The 19,253-nt window shown below is 56.1% G+C and carries 14 protein-coding genes, 1 tRNA gene and 1 CRISPR repeat array; of the genes, 6 read left to right on the forward strand and 9 right to left on the reverse strand.

Annotated features, from left to right (window positions below; translation table 11 throughout):
* Positions 1-162: 162 nt before the first annotated feature.
* Together GH722_10280 and GH722_10285 are read right to left on the reverse strand one after the other, a co-directional pair.
* A complete protein-coding gene (locus GH722_10280; protein ID MRG72160.1) occupies positions 163-1,380 on the reverse strand; it encodes a CoA transferase in 1,218 nt (405 codons plus the stop codon).
* A 79-nt stretch (positions 1,381-1,459) separates the two neighbouring features.
* Entirely contained in the window at positions 1,460-3,274 is a 1,815-nt protein-coding gene (locus GH722_10285; GenBank protein ID MRG72161.1) for a hypothetical protein, read from the reverse strand.
* A gap of 147 nt (positions 3,275-3,421) precedes the next feature.
* On the opposite strand from GH722_10285, the gene GH722_10290 reads away from it, so the two are divergent.
* Positions 3,422-4,249, forward strand: coding sequence for a DUF1849 family protein (locus GH722_10290; protein ID MRG72162.1), 828 nt, complete (start codon positions 3,422-3,424; stop codon positions 4,247-4,249).
* A 16-nt stretch (positions 4,250-4,265) separates the two neighbouring features.
* Here the strand turns inward: GH722_10290 and GH722_10295 are convergent, their stop codons facing one another.
* The gene (locus GH722_10295; GenBank protein MRG72163.1) at positions 4,266-4,775 is read right to left on the reverse strand and encodes a universal stress protein; all 510 of its coding nucleotides are present in this window, start codon (positions 4,773-4,775) and stop codon (positions 4,266-4,268) included.
* 80 nt (positions 4,776-4,855) lie between these two features.
* Between GH722_10295 and GH722_10300 the strand changes: the two genes are divergently transcribed.
* From GH722_10300 to GH722_10315, 4 genes are all read left to right on the forward strand, one after another.
* Positions 4,856-5,206 (forward strand): hypothetical protein, encoded by a 351-nt coding sequence (locus tag GH722_10300; protein ID MRG72164.1) that lies wholly within the window; start codon positions 4,856-4,858, stop codon positions 5,204-5,206.
* A gap of 6 nt (positions 5,207-5,212) precedes the next feature.
* A complete protein-coding gene (locus GH722_10305; protein MRG72165.1) occupies positions 5,213-5,980 on the forward strand; it encodes a creatininase family protein in 768 nt (255 codons plus the stop codon).
* A gap of 137 nt (positions 5,981-6,117) precedes the next feature.
* Positions 6,118-7,503 carry a PDZ domain-containing protein gene (locus GH722_10310; GenBank protein ID MRG72166.1) on the forward strand — a complete coding sequence of 462 codons (1,386 nt, stop codon included), beginning with the start codon at positions 6,118-6,120 and terminating at the stop codon, positions 7,501-7,503.
* Between the two features lie 107 nt (positions 7,504-7,610).
* Positions 7,611-8,519 carry a hypothetical protein gene (locus GH722_10315; protein ID MRG72167.1) on the forward strand — a complete coding sequence of 303 codons (909 nt, stop codon included), beginning with the start codon at positions 7,611-7,613 and terminating at the stop codon, positions 8,517-8,519.
* Here the strand turns inward: GH722_10315 and GH722_10320 are convergent.
* Positions 8,409-9,215, reverse strand: a complete 807-nt coding sequence (locus GH722_10320) for a hypothetical protein (GenBank protein MRG72168.1) — start codon at positions 9,213-9,215, stop codon at positions 8,409-8,411. The genes GH722_10315 and GH722_10320 overlap by 111 nt on opposite strands.
* A gap of 134 nt (positions 9,216-9,349) precedes the next feature.
* Here GH722_10320 and GH722_10325 point away from each other — a divergent pair, with 134 nt between their 5' ends.
* On the forward strand, positions 9,350-10,201 hold the full coding sequence (locus GH722_10325) for an EamA family transporter (protein MRG72169.1): 852 nt from the start codon (positions 9,350-9,352) through the stop codon (positions 10,199-10,201).
* Between the two features lie 48 nt (positions 10,202-10,249).
* On the opposite strand, the gene GH722_10330 is transcribed toward GH722_10325, so the two are convergent.
* The 5 genes from GH722_10330 to cas9 all read right to left on the reverse strand — a co-directional run bounded on the left by GH722_10330 (position 10,250) and on the right by cas9 (position 19,086).
* Complete coding sequence (locus tag GH722_10330; protein MRG72170.1) at positions 10,250-11,464, reverse strand: acyl-CoA dehydrogenase; 1,215 nt, start codon at positions 11,462-11,464, stop codon at positions 10,250-10,252.
* A gap of 267 nt (positions 11,465-11,731) precedes the next feature.
* Positions 11,732-11,805: transfer RNA gene (locus GH722_10335), tRNA-Gly, on the reverse strand.
* Between the two features lie 83 nt (positions 11,806-11,888).
* Positions 11,889-14,626: direct repeats of the CRISPR family, unit length 36 nt; unit sequence GTTCCGGTTGGACCGCACTTTCTGATTAGCTACACT.
* A gap of 73 nt (positions 14,627-14,699) precedes the next feature.
* A complete protein-coding gene (cas2, locus tag GH722_10340) occupies positions 14,700-14,996 on the reverse strand; it encodes a CRISPR-associated endonuclease Cas2 (GenBank protein MRG72171.1) in 297 nt (98 codons plus the stop codon).
* A gap of 32 nt (positions 14,997-15,028) precedes the next feature.
* Complete coding sequence (cas1, locus tag GH722_10345; protein ID MRG72172.1) at positions 15,029-16,120, reverse strand: type II CRISPR-associated endonuclease Cas1; 1,092 nt, start codon at positions 16,118-16,120, stop codon at positions 15,029-15,031.
* Entirely contained in the window at positions 15,937-19,086 is a 3,150-nt protein-coding gene (gene cas9, locus GH722_10350) for a type II CRISPR RNA-guided endonuclease Cas9 (GenBank protein ID MRG72173.1), read from the reverse strand. Before cas9 ends, cas1 begins: the two co-directional genes overlap by 184 nt.
* Positions 19,087-19,253 lie beyond the last annotated feature (167 nt).

Consider the following 19,253-nt stretch of genomic DNA (forward strand, 5'->3'; position numbering starts at 1 on the left):
GCATTTCCTCAGACAGCATGTGAGGGAGTTGGCACCTGTGCCAGTGCAGTTCAAGCTGAACCCTCCGGTAATCTCCAGAGAGTCAGATGTAATGCCCCCTGTTCCTCCCCCACCCTGAATTTAATCAGGGATAGGGGAGGGAGGGACTACTGGCGGTAGTTCTTAGATCGTGCCGTTGGCTTTCAGCTTCGCAATGTCGTCCGGGGTCAGGTCGAGGACTTCCTGAAGGACTTCATCAGTGTGCTGGCCAAGGGTTGGCGGGGCATGGCGGTAGGTCACGCCGGTCTCTGACATCTTGATCGGGCTGCCGACGATATCAATTTCGGCACCGCCGGTCGCGGCATGCGGCATGCTGATTTTCATGTCGCGTGCAAGAACCTGCGGGTCATCGAACACCTGTTTGATGGTGTTGATCGGACCACAGCTGACACTCCGTGCTTCCAGACCTTCCAGCCAGTGCTGCGACGGTTTGGCCTGAATGATCGGCGTCAGCAGATCGGTAATTGCATCCCGGTTCTTCAGGCGCGCGCTGTTGGTGGCGTATTGCGGATCCTGTGCGATGTCCGGACGTTCGGCAAAGTCGCAGAAACGCTGGAACTGGGCATCGTTGCCGCAGGCCAGAATGATATTGCCGTCCGCCGTCGGAAAAACCTGATAGGGGACAATATTCGGATGCTGGTTGCCGAGGCGCGGCGGATTGTTGCCGGTTGCCAGATAGTTCATGGCCTGAATTGACAGCATCGCGGTTGTCGTATCCAGCATGCCGATATCGATATGCTGGCCCTTGCCGGTGATTTCACGATGGCGGAGCGCCGCATTGATGGAGACGGCGGCATACATCCCGGCCATCAGATCAGCGATCGGAATACCGGCTTTCTGGGGTTCGCCATCCGGGTCGCCGGTAACGCTCATAAATCCGCCCATGGCCTGAATCAGAACATCATAGCCTGGCCGTTTTGCATAGGGTCCGGTATGGCCGAAGCCGGTGATCGAGCAGTAGACCAGTGACGGAAATTCTTCGCGCAGCTGATCGTAGGAGAGACCGTATTTTGCCAGACCGCCGAATTTGAAATTCTCGACCAGCACATCCGACTTCGCGATCATCTTGCGGGCCAGCGCCTGACCTTCTTCCGTGGTCAGGTCCAGTGTGATGGACCGTTTGTTCCGGTTGGCGGCAGCAAAATAGGCTGCTTCCGGTGTGTCTTCACCACTGTCATCCTTCAGATAAGGCGGTGCGAATTTGCGGGTGTCGTCGCCCTTTTCAGGTATTTCGATCTTGATGACATCGGCACCCAGATCTCCCAGCATTTGCGTGCAGGTCGGGCCTGCCAGAATACGTGTCAGATCGAATACCCGAAGCCCACTCAGCGGTCCGCTCATAAACAGTCACTCCCAGAAGGATGATTAGATGTTGCGGTGACTTACCACAGAGATCGGGCAAGGCCAATTGTCCGGACGCTTAATTTCCACGCCGGGCGTCCAGATCTTCCCGAGTGAGCCGGAGAAAGGGGACCGGCTTGGGGAACCCCTTCATCTCTGCTTCCTCCTCGACCGGGTTAAGTTCGGAGAGAATTTCGCGTACAGCGACATCACCGGCGATCTCTTTGGACAACACGATATCCCAGCCTTCGCTCTTGCCCTGCAGGCGGGCCGCCATGTTCGCCGCAGACCCATAATAGTCGAGCTGATCGTTCAAAGTGACCGAGATACAGCGCCCGGCATGGAGGCCGATCTTCAGAACCAGCGGGTCCTTGTCCGGGTTCTCGGCATTGTAGGCGGCAAAGCTGTCGTGAATATCGATGGCGCAAAGCAGGGCATCCGCCGGTTCGGTGAAGGCACCCATAATGGCGTCGCCAATGGTTTTGACGATGCTGCCGTCATGATCGCGTACTGATGATCCCAGCAGCGAGAAATGTTCCCGCACAAGGGCAAAGGCTGCCGGATCACCGACCCGGTCATAGAGGGCCGTCGAGCCCTGAAGGTCGGTAAACATGATGACAATGTTGCCGATATCAATGTGATCTCCCGGGCGCAGGATGTCGCGGCTGAAAAGATCGCGGAATGCCTGATAGGTGATCGCCCGGTCGGCGGTCAGGATATCCCGTCGCCAGACTTGTTCCTCAAGCACGAAGACCCGGTCGACCGGAAAGTGATTGTAGATGATCAGCTTGCCCCCGCCCGGAATGACATCGACAGCGACATCATCTTCGGCGAGTTCAATCGCAATGCCATCGCCTTCTTCAATATCGAAATCAAATTCCAGACCGGGTTCCAGCGTGCGGGCCCGGTAGGAGCCGGGGGCAAGCGCTATGGTTTCCTCCCGCCCGGTTCCGGAACCGACCGTAAGCTGGGCCTTGATATGGGGTGTTCCGCCGGGACCGAACAGGCAGTATTCCTCAAAAAGAACTTCCCGGATGGCGCTGTCCGGATAGAACACCAGCTCGATATTATTGGTGAAGTCACGGGTGTAATCGATGTTGCAGGACGGACAGTGGGCGCCGCTGGGCAGCCGGTCCATCGACGGAGATGTTGCCTTTGCGACCTGACAGCGAGGGCAGAGCAGATCCCATCGCATGTGCAGCAGCCCGGCACGTACGGATGCAAAACAAAGTTCAATGACCTTGCGGGGGTGGACCCCCCATTTCCGGGCCAGAGCTACCGGTCGGACCGACCACAGGTCGACTTCCTGACTGTCGGTGATATGGCGGGCCAGTTTGTCGGCCAGCCCGTGATGAAACGGGCCATCCTTGATTGTCTGAACAACATCGCGCAGGCGTTCCCTTGATTTATCCGCCATGACCGGCGGCTGATATTCAAAGGGTGTCTCGCGTTTGCGGTTGGCAAATAGTTCGGCATCTGATGCCAGGCGGTTGAACATTTTGCCGGTCGACGGAAAGAAGCCGGTTTTCAGTAACAGATGTCCGAGCAGGCCACGTGGCTCAGCCTCGATTTCGTAACGGCCGTGACAGCCGGCATCCGTTGGCTCCAGTTGCAGGGTAGCGGTCATGCTGGTCAGTGGGCCGGTGAAGAACCGGCGTTCATGACGAAACCATTTGCCGGCAACCCAGTTGCAGGGAATGTCGTCCCATTTCAGCGTAATCCACCCCATTCTGGTTTCAGCCAGATAGCGCGTTGATCCGTCCGGACGCGGTTGTTCGGTGATTTTCTGACGTGGCAGACCGGCTGCTTCATTATACCGGGCGGTATCCCCAAGGGTCTCCCATATGGCGGTAACCGGGGCGTCGAAATCCCGCTCCCAACAGGCTGATGGCATATCGTCCTCTGGTCGTCGAATGAACAGTTTCAGGTATTTATACGGGGCCGGCGGCTTGTCGGATTGACCGAAAATTCACGAGCTTCGCCAAATATTAACCTCAATCCGGCATTCTTATACCCCGATCCCCCCGGCCGGAGCAGCAGTATGTTTAACCGTACAACAAAACTTTACATCTTTCTGGCGTTTATCGGACTTGTTGTTCTGACACTTTTTCCGGTCATCGGTGAGGCGCAGACCACAGAGCCCCGTCCGTTTGTCGGGCGCTATCAGCTGACGATGGGTCCGCCGCCCGCCGCCAACAGCAGTATTACCGGGCTGACCGGCACTTATGATCTGCGGGTTGAACTGCGGTGTGACGGCTGGCTGTCGACAGAGGTTATGGATTTCACCATGCAGACGGCAACCGGACCGCTGCCCCGGACTTCAGCCCGTTCACGCAGCTGGGAGTCGCTTGACGGGCGTGGCTATCGCTATCAGCTGACGGTCTCGCGCGGAAACCAGATTGTCGAAGAGGTCGATTTGAAAGCACTGATGGCTGGTACCGGTCAGCCGGGCAAGGCCGAGTTTACAAAGCCGAAAACCCGGACGGTTGATCTGCCACCGGGGACCATGTTTCCGCATGATTATATGCTGTTCCTGGCTGAACAGGCGGCAATCGGGCAGAACTTTGCCGGACGGACGGTGTTTCCGGGCTGGGGGCCTGGCAAGCCCCTGTCCTATGCCGCACGCATGGGTCCGCCGGAGAATACACCACCTGGCCAGACCAACGGTCTCGACGCGATCGGGGCGTCTGTCTACTGGCCGATGGAGATGGTGGTCAGCGACCCGTCGACGGGTCAGTCCCTGCTGAAACAGGCGATGACGCTGCGGGCTGATGGCATCGCCGGCAGCTATTTGTTTGATTATACGACCTTCACGATGTCAGCACGACTGGCACAGGTTCAGGCCCTGCCTCTGCCAAAATGTAACTGACAGAGGGGCTTTCCGGTCAGGTAATGGCGTCGATCTGTTCCTGGGTCAGATTGCCCGGAACGACAGTAATCGGAGTGCGCAGATGTCCGGCGACCTTGCCAACCAGATGAGAGACCAGAGGGCCGGGGTCTTCGCCGCCGACATTGGCACCGAGTACCAGCACCTTTATCTGCTCTTCTTCGCCGACCAGTGCGGGAACCACATCAATGGCCCGTCCTGAACGGATGTAAGTGACGGGTGCCTTGCCGGAACGGCTTTCGATCACAGTGGCCAGCCGGGCCAGCGTTTCTTCTGCTTCTTCCTCCTGCTCCTCGATCATCAGATTGCCGACAAAGGCAAAATGCTGAAATTCGGGGGGCTGGATGATATACAGTACGGCAACACGGCCATCAGTATTCTTTGCCCGTCGGCAGGCAAAGCGCATGGCAACGTTCATTTCTTCCGTATTGTCGGCCACAATCAGAAAGATGCGCTCGTCATCGCGCAGATCTTCCGGATAGTCTGTCTTGTCAATTTCATCACTCATGGGATCATCATTGCAGAGTCAGGGAGGGTCAGGCAATCACTGTTGACGGATCGGCTGCAAACCGGGAGATAGGTCGCCTGATGAGAAATGTAAGACCGCCATTTGTACTGCTATCTGTTGTTCTGTTGCCGTTGCTGATGACCGGCTGTTCCCGTCAGGCTGGCCAGAATTACAATGAACTGATTGGCGACTGGCAGGGACATGGTGCCTGGGAACTGTTCCGGTTCTGGGGACAGCCGGAGGCGGTTTACCGGCTGCCGAACGGTCGCCGTGTGGCGGTGTTCGGCAATCTGGATGATGATGGCTGTGTCACGGAATTCGAGTTTGACGAGAATGGTAATGTCGCCCGCGCTACAGCGAACGGCAGTTGTGAAGCCAGCATCGGTGACAGAATCATGCTGGCCGCACCCGACAAGCCAAAGGTGAAATAACCGGTCATGCGATTATCTGAAATCACCAGTTGGCAGGCTGAAAACTATTTCCGCAGGTCGGGTATCGTGCTTGTGCCGACAGGTTCCACCGAACAGCATGGCCCGGAAGGACTGATCGGGACCGACGCGATCTGTGCGTCGGTGATTGCCGATGCCGCAGCTGAACGGGCGGGCTGGCTGGTCGGACCATCGCTTGACCTTGGGGTGGCCCCCTTCAACATGGCTTTTGCCGGGACGATAACGATCCGTCCTTCGGTGCTGACCATGCTGGCTGTGGATTATCTGCGCTCGCTGGCGCGACATGGGGCAACGCATGTTCTGTTTCTCAACGGACATGGTGGCAATATCGCCCCCCTGCGGGCAGCGATTCACGAAGTTCAGACGGAACATGCTTTTTCCGGCACGACAGAGCCGATGTTTGCCTGCCGGGTGCGCAGCTGGTGGGAGTTGCCGGGCTGTAACGCACTGCGTCAGGAGTATTTTGGTGACCGGGAAGGGATGCACGGCACGCCCAGCGAACTTTCGATCGTAATGGCAGCCCGGCGGGAGACCTGCCAGCGTATGGCAACGGCAACGGGTGAGGTTTTGTCCGCTGAATTTTTACGTAATCACGGTGGTGACGCCCATGCAGATGCGATCCGGCACCGGGCTGATTTTCCGGACGGGCTTGTGGGGTCTGATCCCGGTCTGGCCAGAGCCGAGCTTGGTGAACGTCTGATTGAGGCCGCGGCTGAAGATCTGATTCATGAAATAGAGTCATTCCGGAAAGCCTGATTGACCAGAGTATCCCTTACGGTTGTGCGCCTGCCAGACTGTTTGTACAGTGCCTCCTGACTTGGGGGGAAGTTGGGGTTGATTGCGGCCCCGGCGCCGGGGCAACGGTTTGTACAGAATACTGATTGTCGTTAGGCATGCTTGATCGCGTTTTCTTGAAAAAATCTATCTTCATACCGGCGCTTGTTGTCGCTGTGATGGCAATGGCCGGCTGGCCGAATTTTGCCCGCGCTCAGCAGCATGGTTTTGTCGGCATGCAGGTTCAGGGCGCGAATGATCTGATGGCCGAAGCCCTGGGCATGAGCGAGCCGGAAGGTGCATTGGTACGTGATATTGCTGTCGGCAGTCCCGGCGACAAGGCCGGCTTTCTCCGTGGTGATCTGATCCTCCGGGTCAATGAAACACCGGTCGAAAAATTCGACGATCTGATTGGTGCCATGCTGCAAACCCGGCCGGGTGACCAGCGGAAATTTACGGTTCTCCGGCGCGGAGAGATGAAAAAGCTGACGGTCCGGTTCACCAACTGGCCACCGGCACGACAAATTCAGAAATCAGCCCGTGGTCGCTATCCGGCAGAAGGGTTGTCGCTTGATGCCCTGACCGATGAAATCCGTGAGGAATTCGGCATTCGCTGGGGTGTTGTCGGCGTTGCGGTTACCGGTGCAGATCAGGGACAGCCCGCAGCCGAGGCGGGAATTGAAGAGGGCGATGTCATCGTCATGGTCAATGGCGAAAATGTCTGGCGACCGGAGCAGATTGATGCGGCCTTCAAGGCAGCCCGGCGACGTGGCGTTGAGCAGATGCTGATGCTGGTGGAAAACCGTTCCGGCTTTCGCTATGTGCTGATGCCCGGCGGCGATGTTGCCGAAGACGAAGCCTATGCTGACGGCCCGGGGCCGATCGGCCTTAAAATGCAGACAATTGATGCCGCCATGGCCCGGGCGCTTGGCCTCGGTGAGCCGGGAGGAAGTGTTGTTACCGATATCATTCTGGGCTCCGGTGCAGCCCGTGCCGGGTTCCGCCGTGGCGACGTCATCACCACGGTCAATGGCCGTTCGGTCAAGTCGGTGAATGATGTGTTTGATGTGATTTCGACTGAACAGGCAAACAGCCGTGTCGAGACACGTGTTCTGCGCGGCGACTATCGCAAGACACTGAAACCGCGTACGGAGCCCGCAGATCGTGCATGGTTCTGGCAGGAACCTGCTGACGGGAAATTCATGTCCGTTGGCCTGTCGCTGGCATCCCTTTCCGGCGAGGTGCGCCGCAGATACGGACTGCGCTGGGGGATGACTGGTCTCGCCATTACGGATATTGACGCCAATACACCAACTGCCGATGCCGGTTTGCAGCCGGGTGATGTGATTCTGCAAATTAACCAGCAGCCGGTTACAACGCCGGCGGAATTCGAGGCTGCTGTGAAAGCGGCAATCAGCGAGAGGCGGAAGCATGTTCTTCTGCTGGTTGAGACAGTTTCCGGTTATTCGCCTCGTGTCCTGCCTCTTTCCGACAAGGAAACCTGAGTCTCCCATTTGACTCCGGGAGTCATTTTTCTGTTTTGGTTTTTGTTCGCAACTGCTTGTGGATAACTGATTAATCAGAGTAGAGTGACCGCCTTGGAGGGTGGGCGATGACAGACGATATCGTATTTAACAGAACGACTTGGTACCCTGCGACGATCATGCATGCGGCGCAGGAGGTAGGGATTCCCCTGTCCCGGCCAGATGCTGTGGACACCATTGATTTCAATATCCGGAATCTCGGGCATGTCCATTTGCGGCGGGAAAAGTCATGGCTGACCGTTCGTTTCTATACGCCGAATGTGCAGCTTGGTGCGATTGACCAGCTTGTCGGGAAGCTGCGCGAGCTGGAAACCCACAATATCACCCAGGTCTGGCTGAATTTCTATTTTAAGGGCTGGGTTGAGGAACGTTTTGACCGTGCCGACCATGGCCCTGGCCTGATGGCAGACATCGTCACCCGTTTGGGACAGGTGATTGATCGCCGTGAGGAAGCCGGTCGTGAGCGGGAATTCAGATTTGAATCTCTCGGCCACGATATTCCGCCAGTTGAATCGCTCCAGCTTGCCAAACGCATCTGGCAGGTTTCTGACGGGCGTCTGTCGCCGGATGTCTTCGAGCGGATGATGCAATCCGGTCTGCTGCGCCGGTCAATTGTCGTGGCGCAGGACGCGGATGCGGCCGTTGATTTTACCTACCGTTACATTGGTCATGGCTTTGACCACTGGTTCGGTGCCGGTTTCTCCATCGATAATATTGGCCGCACCCGTCGTGCTGCTCACCTCGACAAGCGCTACGCCATGGCCGTTGCCGGCGATTATGCCAGCGTGCTGGATGAATGGCGTCCGCGCATCGGCCACATCAACACGTCCTTCGCACGCATTGATGGGGCCGGTGACGACGTTGTTCTAGACTACGACCGCATTCTGCTGCCGTTCCGCCTCGAAAGGCCGCGTCGGAAAACGATCAACGCGGTCTGGTGTTTCTCTGAGACCCGTCGCGAGGGTGTTGCCCTCTAGTTCCGCGACAGCCATGTCGAGATAGGTTTCGAGATCGGAGATCAGTCCGGTCTTGTCGGACCAGATCAGGCGCATTCGCGCCCGTGATGCTTTTTCACAACCATGCCATTTGAAGCCGGCTGCCGTGTTGCGGTACCCGTAGGCGCTGAGCACCCCTTCCGGCAGTTCCGGGCGAACCAGGCTCATCGCATGGTCCGTATTCCAGACACCCAGACAGATGGCGTGGACAATCCGCGTCATCACGGCAGCCAGCCCCCGGCGTCTGAAATCCGGGCGGGTCCACATACCGCCGACATAGGCAACCTGACCGGAGATATAGTCAGGAACCACGGTCAGAAGTTCCACCCTCTCATCGAGGTCGGGATGAATTGTGGCGTAGAAAAATGACAGATCCGCAAGAATCTCTGACAGAGACCCTTTCTCGATGGCGTACCGCCGGCAACCCATGGTTACGGCAGCCTCACCATCGGCATCACGGCCGATGATCCAGAATGTCTGCTCCGGCATCAGCAGATTTGGCATGATCGGTGACCAGCTGTCGCTGTGCCGCCGGTTAATTTCCTGAACCATTTCAAGGTCGGTAGAGATTTCCAGTTTGACGCCCCGTTGTTCTGCAACCGCGTCGATGGCAAAGATTGAGCGGGCCAGCAACATCTGCGGACCGTGATGCATGGTGATCTGATTTGGTAGTCTCATGGCTTTTTACCCTTTCCCAAGCCGTTTCAAGACCGACAAAATATCACGTTGACGCGCCGGATAATGCAGGGAACATGGGGATAATTATTTTGTGATCGAATTTCAGAAGATACAATTAGTAGGGGAATGACTGAATGGCGGCTTTCGGGATCATGGTCGCCTGTTCGATCGTCTATGCATTCATCCCGATTATGGCGAAGGCCTCACGTCCCTGTCCGCCCTTCCTGCTGGTCGGGCTGGCTTCGGCGTTCGAAGCAGTGCTTTCCGGTCTGATCGCCTGGGGTGGCGGCGACTGGCAGATGCTTGCGGTGACAAGCAATGACACTTTGCTGGCGATTCTGGCGGGGGCCTGCGTATCGGTTGCCGGCGCCTATCTGGTCATCCGCGGTTACGACTATATGCCGATCTGGCGGCACCAGCTGTTCATTCTGATCAAACCTCTGATCGCCGGATTCGCGGCCTGGATATGGTTCGGGGAAATGGTGGGCTGGACGGCGGCCCCGGCTTTTGCGCTGATGGCGGCGGGCTTGCTGATTGCCTTTAATGGCTGGGGAAAGGGCAGCTGGCACGGGGCGCATATTCTTGTCGCCGCTTCAGCCTTCTATGCCCTGTTGCCGATTTGCCTGAAGATCGCGGTCGATGTCGTGCCGTCATTTGTCATCGTCAGCCTGCTGTCTGCGGGCATTTCGGTTCTGTCACTGCTGCTGAGCGTGGCGTTTGAACGCAACCGCTGGCTCGGTTCATGGAAAAGCCGGTTTCTCTGGCAATTGCCGATGCTGGGTATCACCAATGCAGGTGCCGTCTGGCTTAGTCTGAAGGGGCTGGAACTGCTGCCTGTCTGGCAACATCAGATGATTTTGCTGACCAAGCCGGTGATCGCGGCCCTGATCGCCCGGGTGGTGTTTACCGAACCCCTGACCCGGCGCTATATCCCGGCCTTTCTGCTGATGGCAACGGGTGCCTCGGTTCTGATCATCTTCCACTGACCCCGGTCAGCAACCGGGGCCAGTGAAGATCAGACGGCTTCTCAGCAATCAGCCGAAAGCCTGCAGGCCGGTCTGGGCGCGGCCCAGAATGAGGGCATGCACGTCATGGGTGCCTTCATAGGTGTTCACTGTTTCCAGATTCACCATATGACGCATGACATGGAATTCATCGGCGATGCCGTTGCCGCCATGCATGTCACGGGCGAGGCGGGCAATATCCAGTGCCTTGCCGCAGTTGTTGCGCTTCATCAGCGAGATGACTTCCGGTGCCATCGTACCGGCATCGGCCATGCGGCCCAGTTGCAGGGCACCCTGCAGACCGAGTGAAATTTCGGTCTGCATATCGGCCAGTTTTTTCTGGATCAGCTGGGTTGCAGCCAGCGGACGGCCGAACATCTTGCGGTCCAGCGTGTACTGGCGGGCGGCATGCCAGCAGAATTCAGCGGCACCCATGGCACCCCAGGCAATGCCGAACCGTGCCTTGTTCAGACAGCCGAACGGGCCTTTCAGACCCTGCACATTCGGCAGCAGGTTTTCTTCAGGCACCTGCACATTATCCATGACGATCTCGCCGGTGATCGAGGCCCGCAGGCTCAGCTTGCCTTCGATCTTCGGGGCGGAGAGGCCCTTCATGCCTTTTTCCAGCACGAAACCGCGAATGACCTCGTCGTCGGTTTTTGCCCAGACCACGAACACATCTGCGACCGGTGAATTGGAAATCCACATCTTCGAGCCGGACAGGGAATAGCCGCCATCGACCTTTTTAGCGCGGGTTTTCATGCCGGCCGGGTCGGAACCGGCATCCGGCTCGGTCAGGCCAAAGCAGCCGATCCATTCGCCGGTTGCCAGTTTCGGCAGATATTTCCGGCGCTGTTCTTCGGTGCCATAAGAATAGATCGGATGCATGACCAGTGAGCTCTGGACACTCATCGCCGAACGATAACCGGAATCGACACGCTCGACTTCACGGGCAACCAGTCCGTAGCAGACATGATTGACGCCGGCGCAGCCATATTCCTCGGGGATGGTCATGCCAAGCAGGCCAAGCGCCCCCATCTCCCGCATGATTTCAGGATCGAAGGTTTCATTGCGGTAGGCTTCGAGAACACGCGGCTGCAACTGCTCCTGAGCATAATCCCGGGCGGTGTCGCGTACCATCCGCTCGTCTTCAGTCAGCTGGTCTTCCAGCAGAAAAGGGTCTTCCCAGTTGAAGTGGGCTCTGGTGCTTGCCGGCGTTTTGCCGGCTGCGGCTTCGGCGGTCATGGTCGTCTCCATTCCAGGGTGCGTCACATTTCTATTGTTATATAATTATATCAATTCGCCGGGGAAGGACAATCTGACGAGGCCTGCAGGGCGCCCGAATTTTATGCAATATCCCCGATTACCCGAAGATTGATGATGTCAGGCAAGGCTGATGTCAAAGAATCTTCACGGGTTAAACGGCGCTTTTCTCCGGCAAATTTGTGCGTCGCACACAAGCTATCACAGGAAAATTGTGCGTTGCATCTAATTTCTGGCTGAGGAAGGAACTGGAGCGGGTGAAGGGAATCGAACCCTCGTCACTTGCTTGGGAAGCAAAAGCTCTACCATTGAGCTACACCCGCGTTAACGATGCTTATAATCCAGCGCAGCGGGCACGGCAACTCGGCTCGGGCTGGACAGGGCGGAGGAGGAATGTCCCGCCCCGGTTCCGGTTGGACCGCACTTTCTGATTAGCTACACTCGAACAGCTCCGCCGGACCATCGCGAATACGTTCCGGTTGGACCGCACTTTCTGATTAGCTACACTAGGGAGGCAGGCGGATCGATGGCCTCAAGGTTCCGGTTGGACCGCACTTTCTGATTAGCTACACTATTGCCGTCTCCATTGTCGCCTGATTAACGTTCCGGTTGGACCGCACTTTCTGATTAGCTACACTTGACGCGGTATGCTCTGACCAGTCGCGCTGTTCCGGTTGGACCGCACTTTCTGATTAGCTACACTCTTCAGGTTGCCGGCATCGAGACGCCAGAAGTTCCGGTTGGACCGCACTTTCTGATTAGCTACACTCCTGGCAGCAATCCCTATGGGATGCGTCTAGTTCCGGTTGGACCGCACTTTCTGATTAGCTACACTCGCAACGCGCGGAACCAGCATGTCTGACCGGTTCCGGTTGGACCGCACTTTCTGATTAGCTACACTGATAGAAAATCCATCGTCGTTCCTCCTTACAGTTCCGGTTGGACCGCACTTTCTGATTAGCTACACTATTTCTGACAAGATCGCCTGCCTTTCCAGCGTTCCGGTTGGACCGCACTTTCTGATTAGCTACACTCCTTCGCGCCAGATGGTTTCCGCACGCAAAGTTCCGGTTGGACCGCACTTTCTGATTAGCTACACTCGAACAGCTCCGCCGGACCATCGCGAATACGTTCCGGTTGGACCGCACTTTCTGATTAGCTACACTACTTTCATCTTCCATCCAATAGAGCCGCCGGTTCCGGTTGGACCGCACTTTCTGATTAGCTACACTGAAATCCGGGCGGTTTACCAAGGGTAGCCGGTTCCGGTTGGACCGCACTTTCTGATTAGCTACACTCCTGCGCGATGCCGCAATGGCAATGGACCGGTTCCGGTTGGACCGCACTTTCTGATTAGCTACACTAGACGCTCGATGCGTTCGATGAAGGATTGCGTTCCGGTTGGACCGCACTTTCTGATTAGCTACACTGATGACTGCGATACATATGGTAGGCAACCCGTTCCGGTTGGACCGCACTTTCTGATTAGCTACACTGACACGGCTTTCCTTGTCCGCCTGTTCATCGTTCCGGTTGGACCGCACTTTCTGATTAGCTACACTACCGCTTGCGGCAGATGTAACAGCGGTTCAGTTCCGGTTGGACCGCACTTTCTGATTAGCTACACTTCGAGAAGGATGGCGCGCCAGTGGGATTCGTTCCGGTTGGACCGCACTTTCTGATTAGCTACACTAACGAATTGAGATCAAAGCCGTATGTCTACGTTCCGGTTGGACCGCACTTTCTGATTAGCTACACTCCGAAGTCCAGATGGCTGACCTTGAGCAGAGTTCCGGTTGGACCGCACTTTCTGATTAGCTACACTACGGGCCGAAAGTTTCGCCGCCGCCATCCGGTTCCGGTTGGACCGCACTTTCTGATTAGCTACACTTCAGGACTTGTTCGTCCGCCGTCTGGCATTGTTCCGGTTGGACCGCACTTTCTGATTAGCTACACTCAAGCCCTGTTGATAGTTGAGATCGGCACGGTTCCGGTTGGACCGCACTTTCTGATTAGCTACACTCCGGTCCATGCTGGATGGATACACCAGCCCGTTCCGGTTGGACCGCACTTTCTGATTAGCTACACTGTCTATCGCGCTTTTGATAGTGACCATGGAGTTCCGGTTGGACCGCACTTTCTGATTAGCTACACTGTAATGCCGGGTATGTGGTAGTGCCGAAAGGTTCCGGTTGGACCGCACTTTCTGATTAGCTACACTCGGAAACCCGTTGTGCACGCGCACGTGAGAGTTCCGGTTGGACCGCACTTTCTGATTAGCTACACTCCATCGCGCTGTCGGGCGAATGCCTGATCCGTTCCGGTTGGACCGCACTTTCTGATTAGCTACACTTGACAAGACCCAGCAGACAACGACGACCGAGTTCCGGTTGGACCGCACTTTCTGATTAGCTACACTCCGTTATTACGTGGATGCTTCCCCCGAACTGTTCCGGTTGGACCGCACTTTCTGATTAGCTACACTATTAATCGATACATGCGTGTCTGCTTTCCAGTTCCGGTTGGACCGCACTTTCTGATTAGCTACACTGTTCCCCGGCTTCTATGCCGACCTATCCGAGTTCCGGTTGGACCGCACTTTCTGATTAGCTACACTAGCATATGAAACTTACGTTTCATCAGGAGAGTTCCGGTTGGACCGCACTTTCTGATTAGCTACACTTTCACGACCACGGCAACCGCTGCGCAGTCAGTTCCGGTTGGACCGCACTTTCTGATTAGCTACACTGGCATCGGTTGCCCGGCCTTCGCCCTGCGCGTTCCGGTTGGACCGCACTTTCTGATTAGCTACACTGATGGACCTGATACGGGTGGAATGGGGCCGGTTCCGGTTGGACCGCACTTTCTGATTAGCTACACTACTTGAACAGCAGGACCGTCTGATTGCCGAGTTCCGGTTGGACCGCACTTTCTGATTAGCTACACTCCGGTCCATGCTGGATGGATACACCAGCCCGTTCCGGTTGGACCGCACTTTCTGATTAGCTACACTTTGGAACTTAACACCAACCTTTTGCACACAGTTCCGGTTGGACCGCACTTTCTGATTAGCTACACTCGACCTTGGCCCTTACCATGACGCCCACAGTTCCGGTTGGACCGCACTTTCTGATTAGCTACACTATAATGGCGGATAATGCTCTGATTTTAAAAGCATTATCCGCCATTAAACTTTTCGGAAACGGGTCAATTTGCATCAAAACAGCACATACTGGCTCGGGTTTTCGGGACTGGTTTTCTGTCCGCGGCCTCTGAAACTGATGATATTCTCGTACTGTTTGTCGGTAAATTGAAGAATATCTATTTTACCTTTTTCGGGAACTTGTTGCTCAATTCGCCTGACCAGAGCCTCTACGGCCTCTTTTCCTGATGTGTGGCGGACATAGACAGAAAACTGTGCCTGTTCGAATCCTTCATCAAGAAGATAGTTTCTAAACCTTGTATAGGCCTTCCGTTCGGATGGCTCGGTTACCGGGAGGTCGAAGAATACCATAATCCACAATAGTCGAAATCCACTGAGATGACTCACGTCGAGGCAAGGTCCATCGGTAACGGTTCTCCGGGAAGATCAAGTTTACGAACTTCGCCGGTAAAAACCCGGGCCAATGAGAGGGCCATGGCATCAAGGCAGGTCTGCAACGGCCGGACTCCTTTCGGACCTGCCAGGTCCCGGGTCAGAACGGCTGCAAGTGTGGCTTTCATTGCCGGACTGAGTTCATCCGTTTCACCCTCATCCATCAGCCGGGCGACTTGGAAATCGACATAAGGCCGGAACGGTTCCATCAGATCGTCGGCCAGCCGTAACGCCGTGCCCCGGCTTTCGTGATGCAGCGAAAGCGATGGATGCAGACCGGCCGCCAGAATTGAACGTGCTGTTGCTGATCGTAGCACTGTATATCCGTAATTCAGGCGGGCGTTAATACCTCCTGACGATCGTTCACGACGAAAACCGGCTCCCATCAGCATCGGCCAGTAGTATCTTGCTGCCTGCCCCTCAATATTCCCGGGATCTCCCGACCGGACAGCCCGTTCCATTTGTCGCAGCCTGTTACTTCGAACACCCCGGAGATCGAGTATTCCCGCCTGGGTTCGGATTTTTGCCCGGACGACCTCACGCCAAAGCCGTTTGCGAACCGGCAGGCTTGCCTCTGCCTGTGCCTGCATTCGTTTACCCTGTTCGAAGTGACCGTCGATCGGCCATATAACGGCGTCCGGCTGCTGATCAGACCCGCAGATGACGACCGGGAGAGACCGCTCAGCAAATGCCGAGCAAACCGCCACAGACAGGCTGGTGCCATGGCCTCTTATGATCAGAGCGCCGATATCACCGAGCGCAACCCGTCCTATCTCCCCGTCCGCAGAGCTGACGACGAGGAAGCCTCTGTGCAGGTTCAGCCGGGCATCTTCCCGGGTTATTTCGACAACACGATGGTTCACTGTCCGGGTTGCTTCCGAAACAGCCGCCCGGCCGGACTGACAGTGACCCGCACGGCCCCGAGTTTTTGCAGCGACGAAGGGGAAAATGTGAGATATCGGAAGGAATCTTCCTTGTCTGCATTTCGTGCTTTCAGGCTGCCCGCCTCTGTATGACCGGCGAGAGTGATCTTGCCAGGCGATATTTGCGCAATACGCATGACCTGTCGGCTGCCCTCGTGTTCCAGTTCCAGCATGTCATTTACCCGAATCCTCATGACCAGGTTATGGCCATCGGGGCCGGTCCCGGAATGCGGATCAAAGTCTTTCTGATTAGCGTCAAACCGGTTGATAACAATCCCGGTCCACCTGCCTTTCTGATCTTCGAACAGGTCGTAGCAATAGTTTCCATCGCCCTTATAGGCCTTGAAGGGTGTAGCCCGGCCATTGCCGATCGGGATGACCCTGAGCTTTTCAACAACGCGAACCCGGCGCACAGGCGGATGCAGCGTCTCTCCCGCTGCGCTGAGCACATCGCCAAGATTCTTGTCTGTCGCTGTTTCAGCAACATTCTGAAAAAATGACCTGAGTTCCGGGTCCCGGATCCGCTCGATATCCGACGCTTTATGAATGTCAGAAACTGCTACCCGGCGAACAACTTCCTGTGCCTCTCCGGCCGGAGCCTGCGGGTCAAGAATTCCATAGGCAGTGTCATTGTGCAGCGGCCCCTGAACGCCATGGTCAGGTTTGTGAGAGACGACAAGTCGCTCCAGCTGGTGAACAACCGCGTCCCGGAAATCCTCCCAGGGTTCGTCCAGACCGGGAAGCAGCCTTACACCTGAAGCAGTTTCCTGCTTCGCGGCAAGTTCGGAGACCTTCTTCATCATCGACCGGTCACAAAGGCCGACGACAAGGGCATCAACAGCATGGTGACGATGGTCAAGCCGGTTCTTCCCGGTCCCGGATGCTGCGCTGTTATGCCCGGGCAGGACAGAGTCCAGTCCAAGCGCCCAGCGCAGGTCGGATGTCAGTCGCCCGGTGTTCACCCATGTATCGGCACCGGTTTTTTCAAGATATCCTTTTGTCAGTCGGGCAATATAGCGGGTGTCATTAAGCTGCCGGTTCAGAAAATCTCTCTCCCCGGTGTTATACCGGTCCATCGCATCCGGTGAGAATCGCCAAAACTTGTTTTCCGGTAAACTTGCTGCGCGGTTCAGAATATCCGCCCATTCCGGTGATCCGCCAAAGGCTTCATGTGGTGTTTTGTTGGTCTTTATCCGGTTCGCCTGCCGCATGCACAGAACCTTGTTGCCAATACTGTCATCCAGCGTCCGGGAAAACGGCAGTAAATGCTCGATTTCGACCTCGGACGAGAACAGCCGTTCAATGGATATCTGTTCACCGGTAAATACACATCGACGGTCCATCACATTGTCCTGATTCAGCTCTTCCCAGAGCCGCAGGCGCAGCCTGTTTTCGTAGGATCTGGGGATACCCAGGCGGTCAAGCTCCTTGTCCCGGCTCTGATTTGCCTCCCGGTTTTCCCGCTGCTGTTTTTCAAGATCACGGCGCCCCTGCGCTGACAACGGGAGATCCCGGGCCAGTTCAACGACAATCTGTGACGGTGTCCCGTAAATCGAAATGAGATCATTGACGACCTTGCGAATTTCATTCAGGGCGACATGAACTGTCGGGTTCGCGATTTTCCCCAGCCGCTTTTCTTCCGGGTCGGTCGGGTTTCCGCTCCCGAAGGCCACTTCCCGCTGCAGGATTTTACCGTAGTAAGGCAACCCGTCCGGATACACTTCACCATCCCTGAAATCGGAATGATGAAAACCCGCAGCCAGTGCAGCCTTGTCAAAACTGAGAACTGACGCCTCAAGATGTGGTGTAAGCCGGGCTGTGACCTCCCGGCAGAACGCCCCATGCCCTGCGGGCAGTGTTACCCGGGAGATGGCGTCCGCACGGTCGGGGGCCAGTGAATATTCCTTCTGCAGCCACTCAACGAGAGCTGTCTCGTTCTGCTCTTCGAGCAGCCGTTCGACGATGCGATCCTGTTCCGTTGCGGACAGATCCCGCCATGACTTGTCCCACAGATTTTTTGAAGACAGGCGGGCCGCCGTCTGATCTCCGTCAAGATGTTGGCGGCTTGCCGATTCAAGATTGAACCTGGCATCCTGTGGCAATCTGAGCGCTTTCCGTATGCCGTCAAAAGTCTGCTTTTTTGTCCTGAGCAGTAACTGGAGCACCTGATCCCTTTCTTCAAGAGTCAGGGAACGTAAGGACTTCCCGGGTTCAATTATGCCGAGATGGTTCAGTTCCTGCAGGATTCTCAGTCGCTGAACACTCGGCAGAGCCCGTGGTGCTCTTGGCTGGTCCGGATCAAAGGTGCATCGTCCGACCGGTTGCGGTTTTAGCGGCCATTGAAATGCAAGCGTCTCCCGTAATGACTCCTTAGCTTCCGGGGTCAGGACTTCAGGGTGCCATTTCTGCTGGACCTGCCACAACAGGTCAAACTCCTCCAGTATCATCTCCCTGGTCGGATAGAAGTCATAGAACGCTTTTGCACCTTTGCCTCTTAATCGCACCCGGGCCTGTGGCATCGGCTTTCTCTCGCCGGCTTTATGGCACTCGTTATCGATGAGTGTCTGAAGGCGTGGTTTGCCGAGCCATTCACCCAGAGTACGGCAGTTCTCCTCCTTCAGCGTCTGACGGGTTCTGTCAGAAGCATCCCTGATCTTGCCGCCTTCCTGATCCCCGCCATCCGTTTTCCGGTTTGATTTGAAACCCCGGCGTTTGAGATGCCAGAGTGCGCGCCCAAACGCATGCAGGTCGAGCTTCTCATCCAGACCTTTTAGCCTCAGTATATAAGGATCAAGTTGCAGGATGCAGGGCCGGTCTTCGTCTGGCAAAAGACCATATCGCCGGAGCTCACCCAGATACCGGGCGTTCCGGTTTTTTGCCCTGTCGCGGTTGCGTCGCATGCCGCGGGGGGTTCTTCGCATGGCGGCAAGTGACTGAAGGTCCTTCGGGTTGCGACCGTCTGTAAATATCCGGACACCAAGATCGAGAATTTTGACCGGCTTCAGGATCTCCTGAGTCTGATCAAGTTCCAGGACAGAAAAACCGATCGAATTGGTTCCAACATCTATGCCCAGCCGCCACATCATAAATCTCCATTCTTCAGAAAATTATTATTGTGCACAATCCGATCGGGTTGTACTATCTAAAATAGAGTTGTAGCTAACTCGAAAGTGCGGTCTTTCCGGTAACAAGGTTTAGACCACAAAATGAAGAAGGCGGGCCAATGGTCCGCCTTCTGCCTTTCTGGTTTCCG

This window comes from Alphaproteobacteria bacterium HT1-32 (assembly GCA_009649675.1).
Lineage (GTDB): Bacteria > Pseudomonadota > Alphaproteobacteria > Rhodospirillales > HT1-32 > HT1-32.

Bases quoted from the DNA above. Each gene is read 5' to 3' on its own strand.
- GH722_10285 (MRG72161.1), bottom strand. From the start codon at position 3,274: ATGCCATCAGCCTGTTGGGAGCGGGATTTCGACGCCCCGGTTACCGCC.
- GH722_10320 (MRG72168.1), bottom strand. From the start codon at position 9,215: ATGAGACTACCAAATCAGATCACCATGCATCACGGTCCGCAGATGTTG.
- GH722_10325 (MRG72169.1), top strand. From the start codon at position 9,350: ATGGCGGCTTTCGGGATCATGGTCGCCTGTTCGATCGTCTATGCATTC.
- cas9 (MRG72173.1), bottom strand. From the start codon at position 19,086: ATGATGTGGCGGCTGGGCATAGATGTTGGAACCAATTCGATCGGTTTT.
- GH722_10295 (MRG72163.1), bottom strand. From the start codon at position 4,775: ATGAGTGATGAAATTGACAAGACAGACTATCCGGAAGATCTGCGCGAT.
- GH722_10280 (MRG72160.1), bottom strand. From the start codon at position 1,380: ATGAGCGGACCGCTGAGTGGGCTTCGGGTATTCGATCTGACACGTATT.
- GH722_10290 (MRG72162.1), top strand. From the start codon at position 3,422: ATGTTTAACCGTACAACAAAACTTTACATCTTTCTGGCGTTTATCGGA.
- GH722_10315 (MRG72167.1), top strand. From the start codon at position 7,611: ATGACAGACGATATCGTATTTAACAGAACGACTTGGTACCCTGCGACG.
- GH722_10305 (MRG72165.1), top strand. From the start codon at position 5,213: ATGCGATTATCTGAAATCACCAGTTGGCAGGCTGAAAACTATTTCCGC.
- cas2 (MRG72171.1), bottom strand. From the start codon at position 14,996: ATGGTATTCTTCGACCTCCCGGTAACCGAGCCATCCGAACGGAAGGCC.
- GH722_10330 (MRG72170.1), bottom strand. From the start codon at position 11,464: ATGACCGCCGAAGCCGCAGCCGGCAAAACGCCGGCAAGCACCAGAGCC.
- GH722_10310 (MRG72166.1), top strand. From the start codon at position 6,118: ATGCTTGATCGCGTTTTCTTGAAAAAATCTATCTTCATACCGGCGCTT.
- GH722_10300 (MRG72164.1), top strand. From the start codon at position 4,856: ATGAGAAATGTAAGACCGCCATTTGTACTGCTATCTGTTGTTCTGTTG.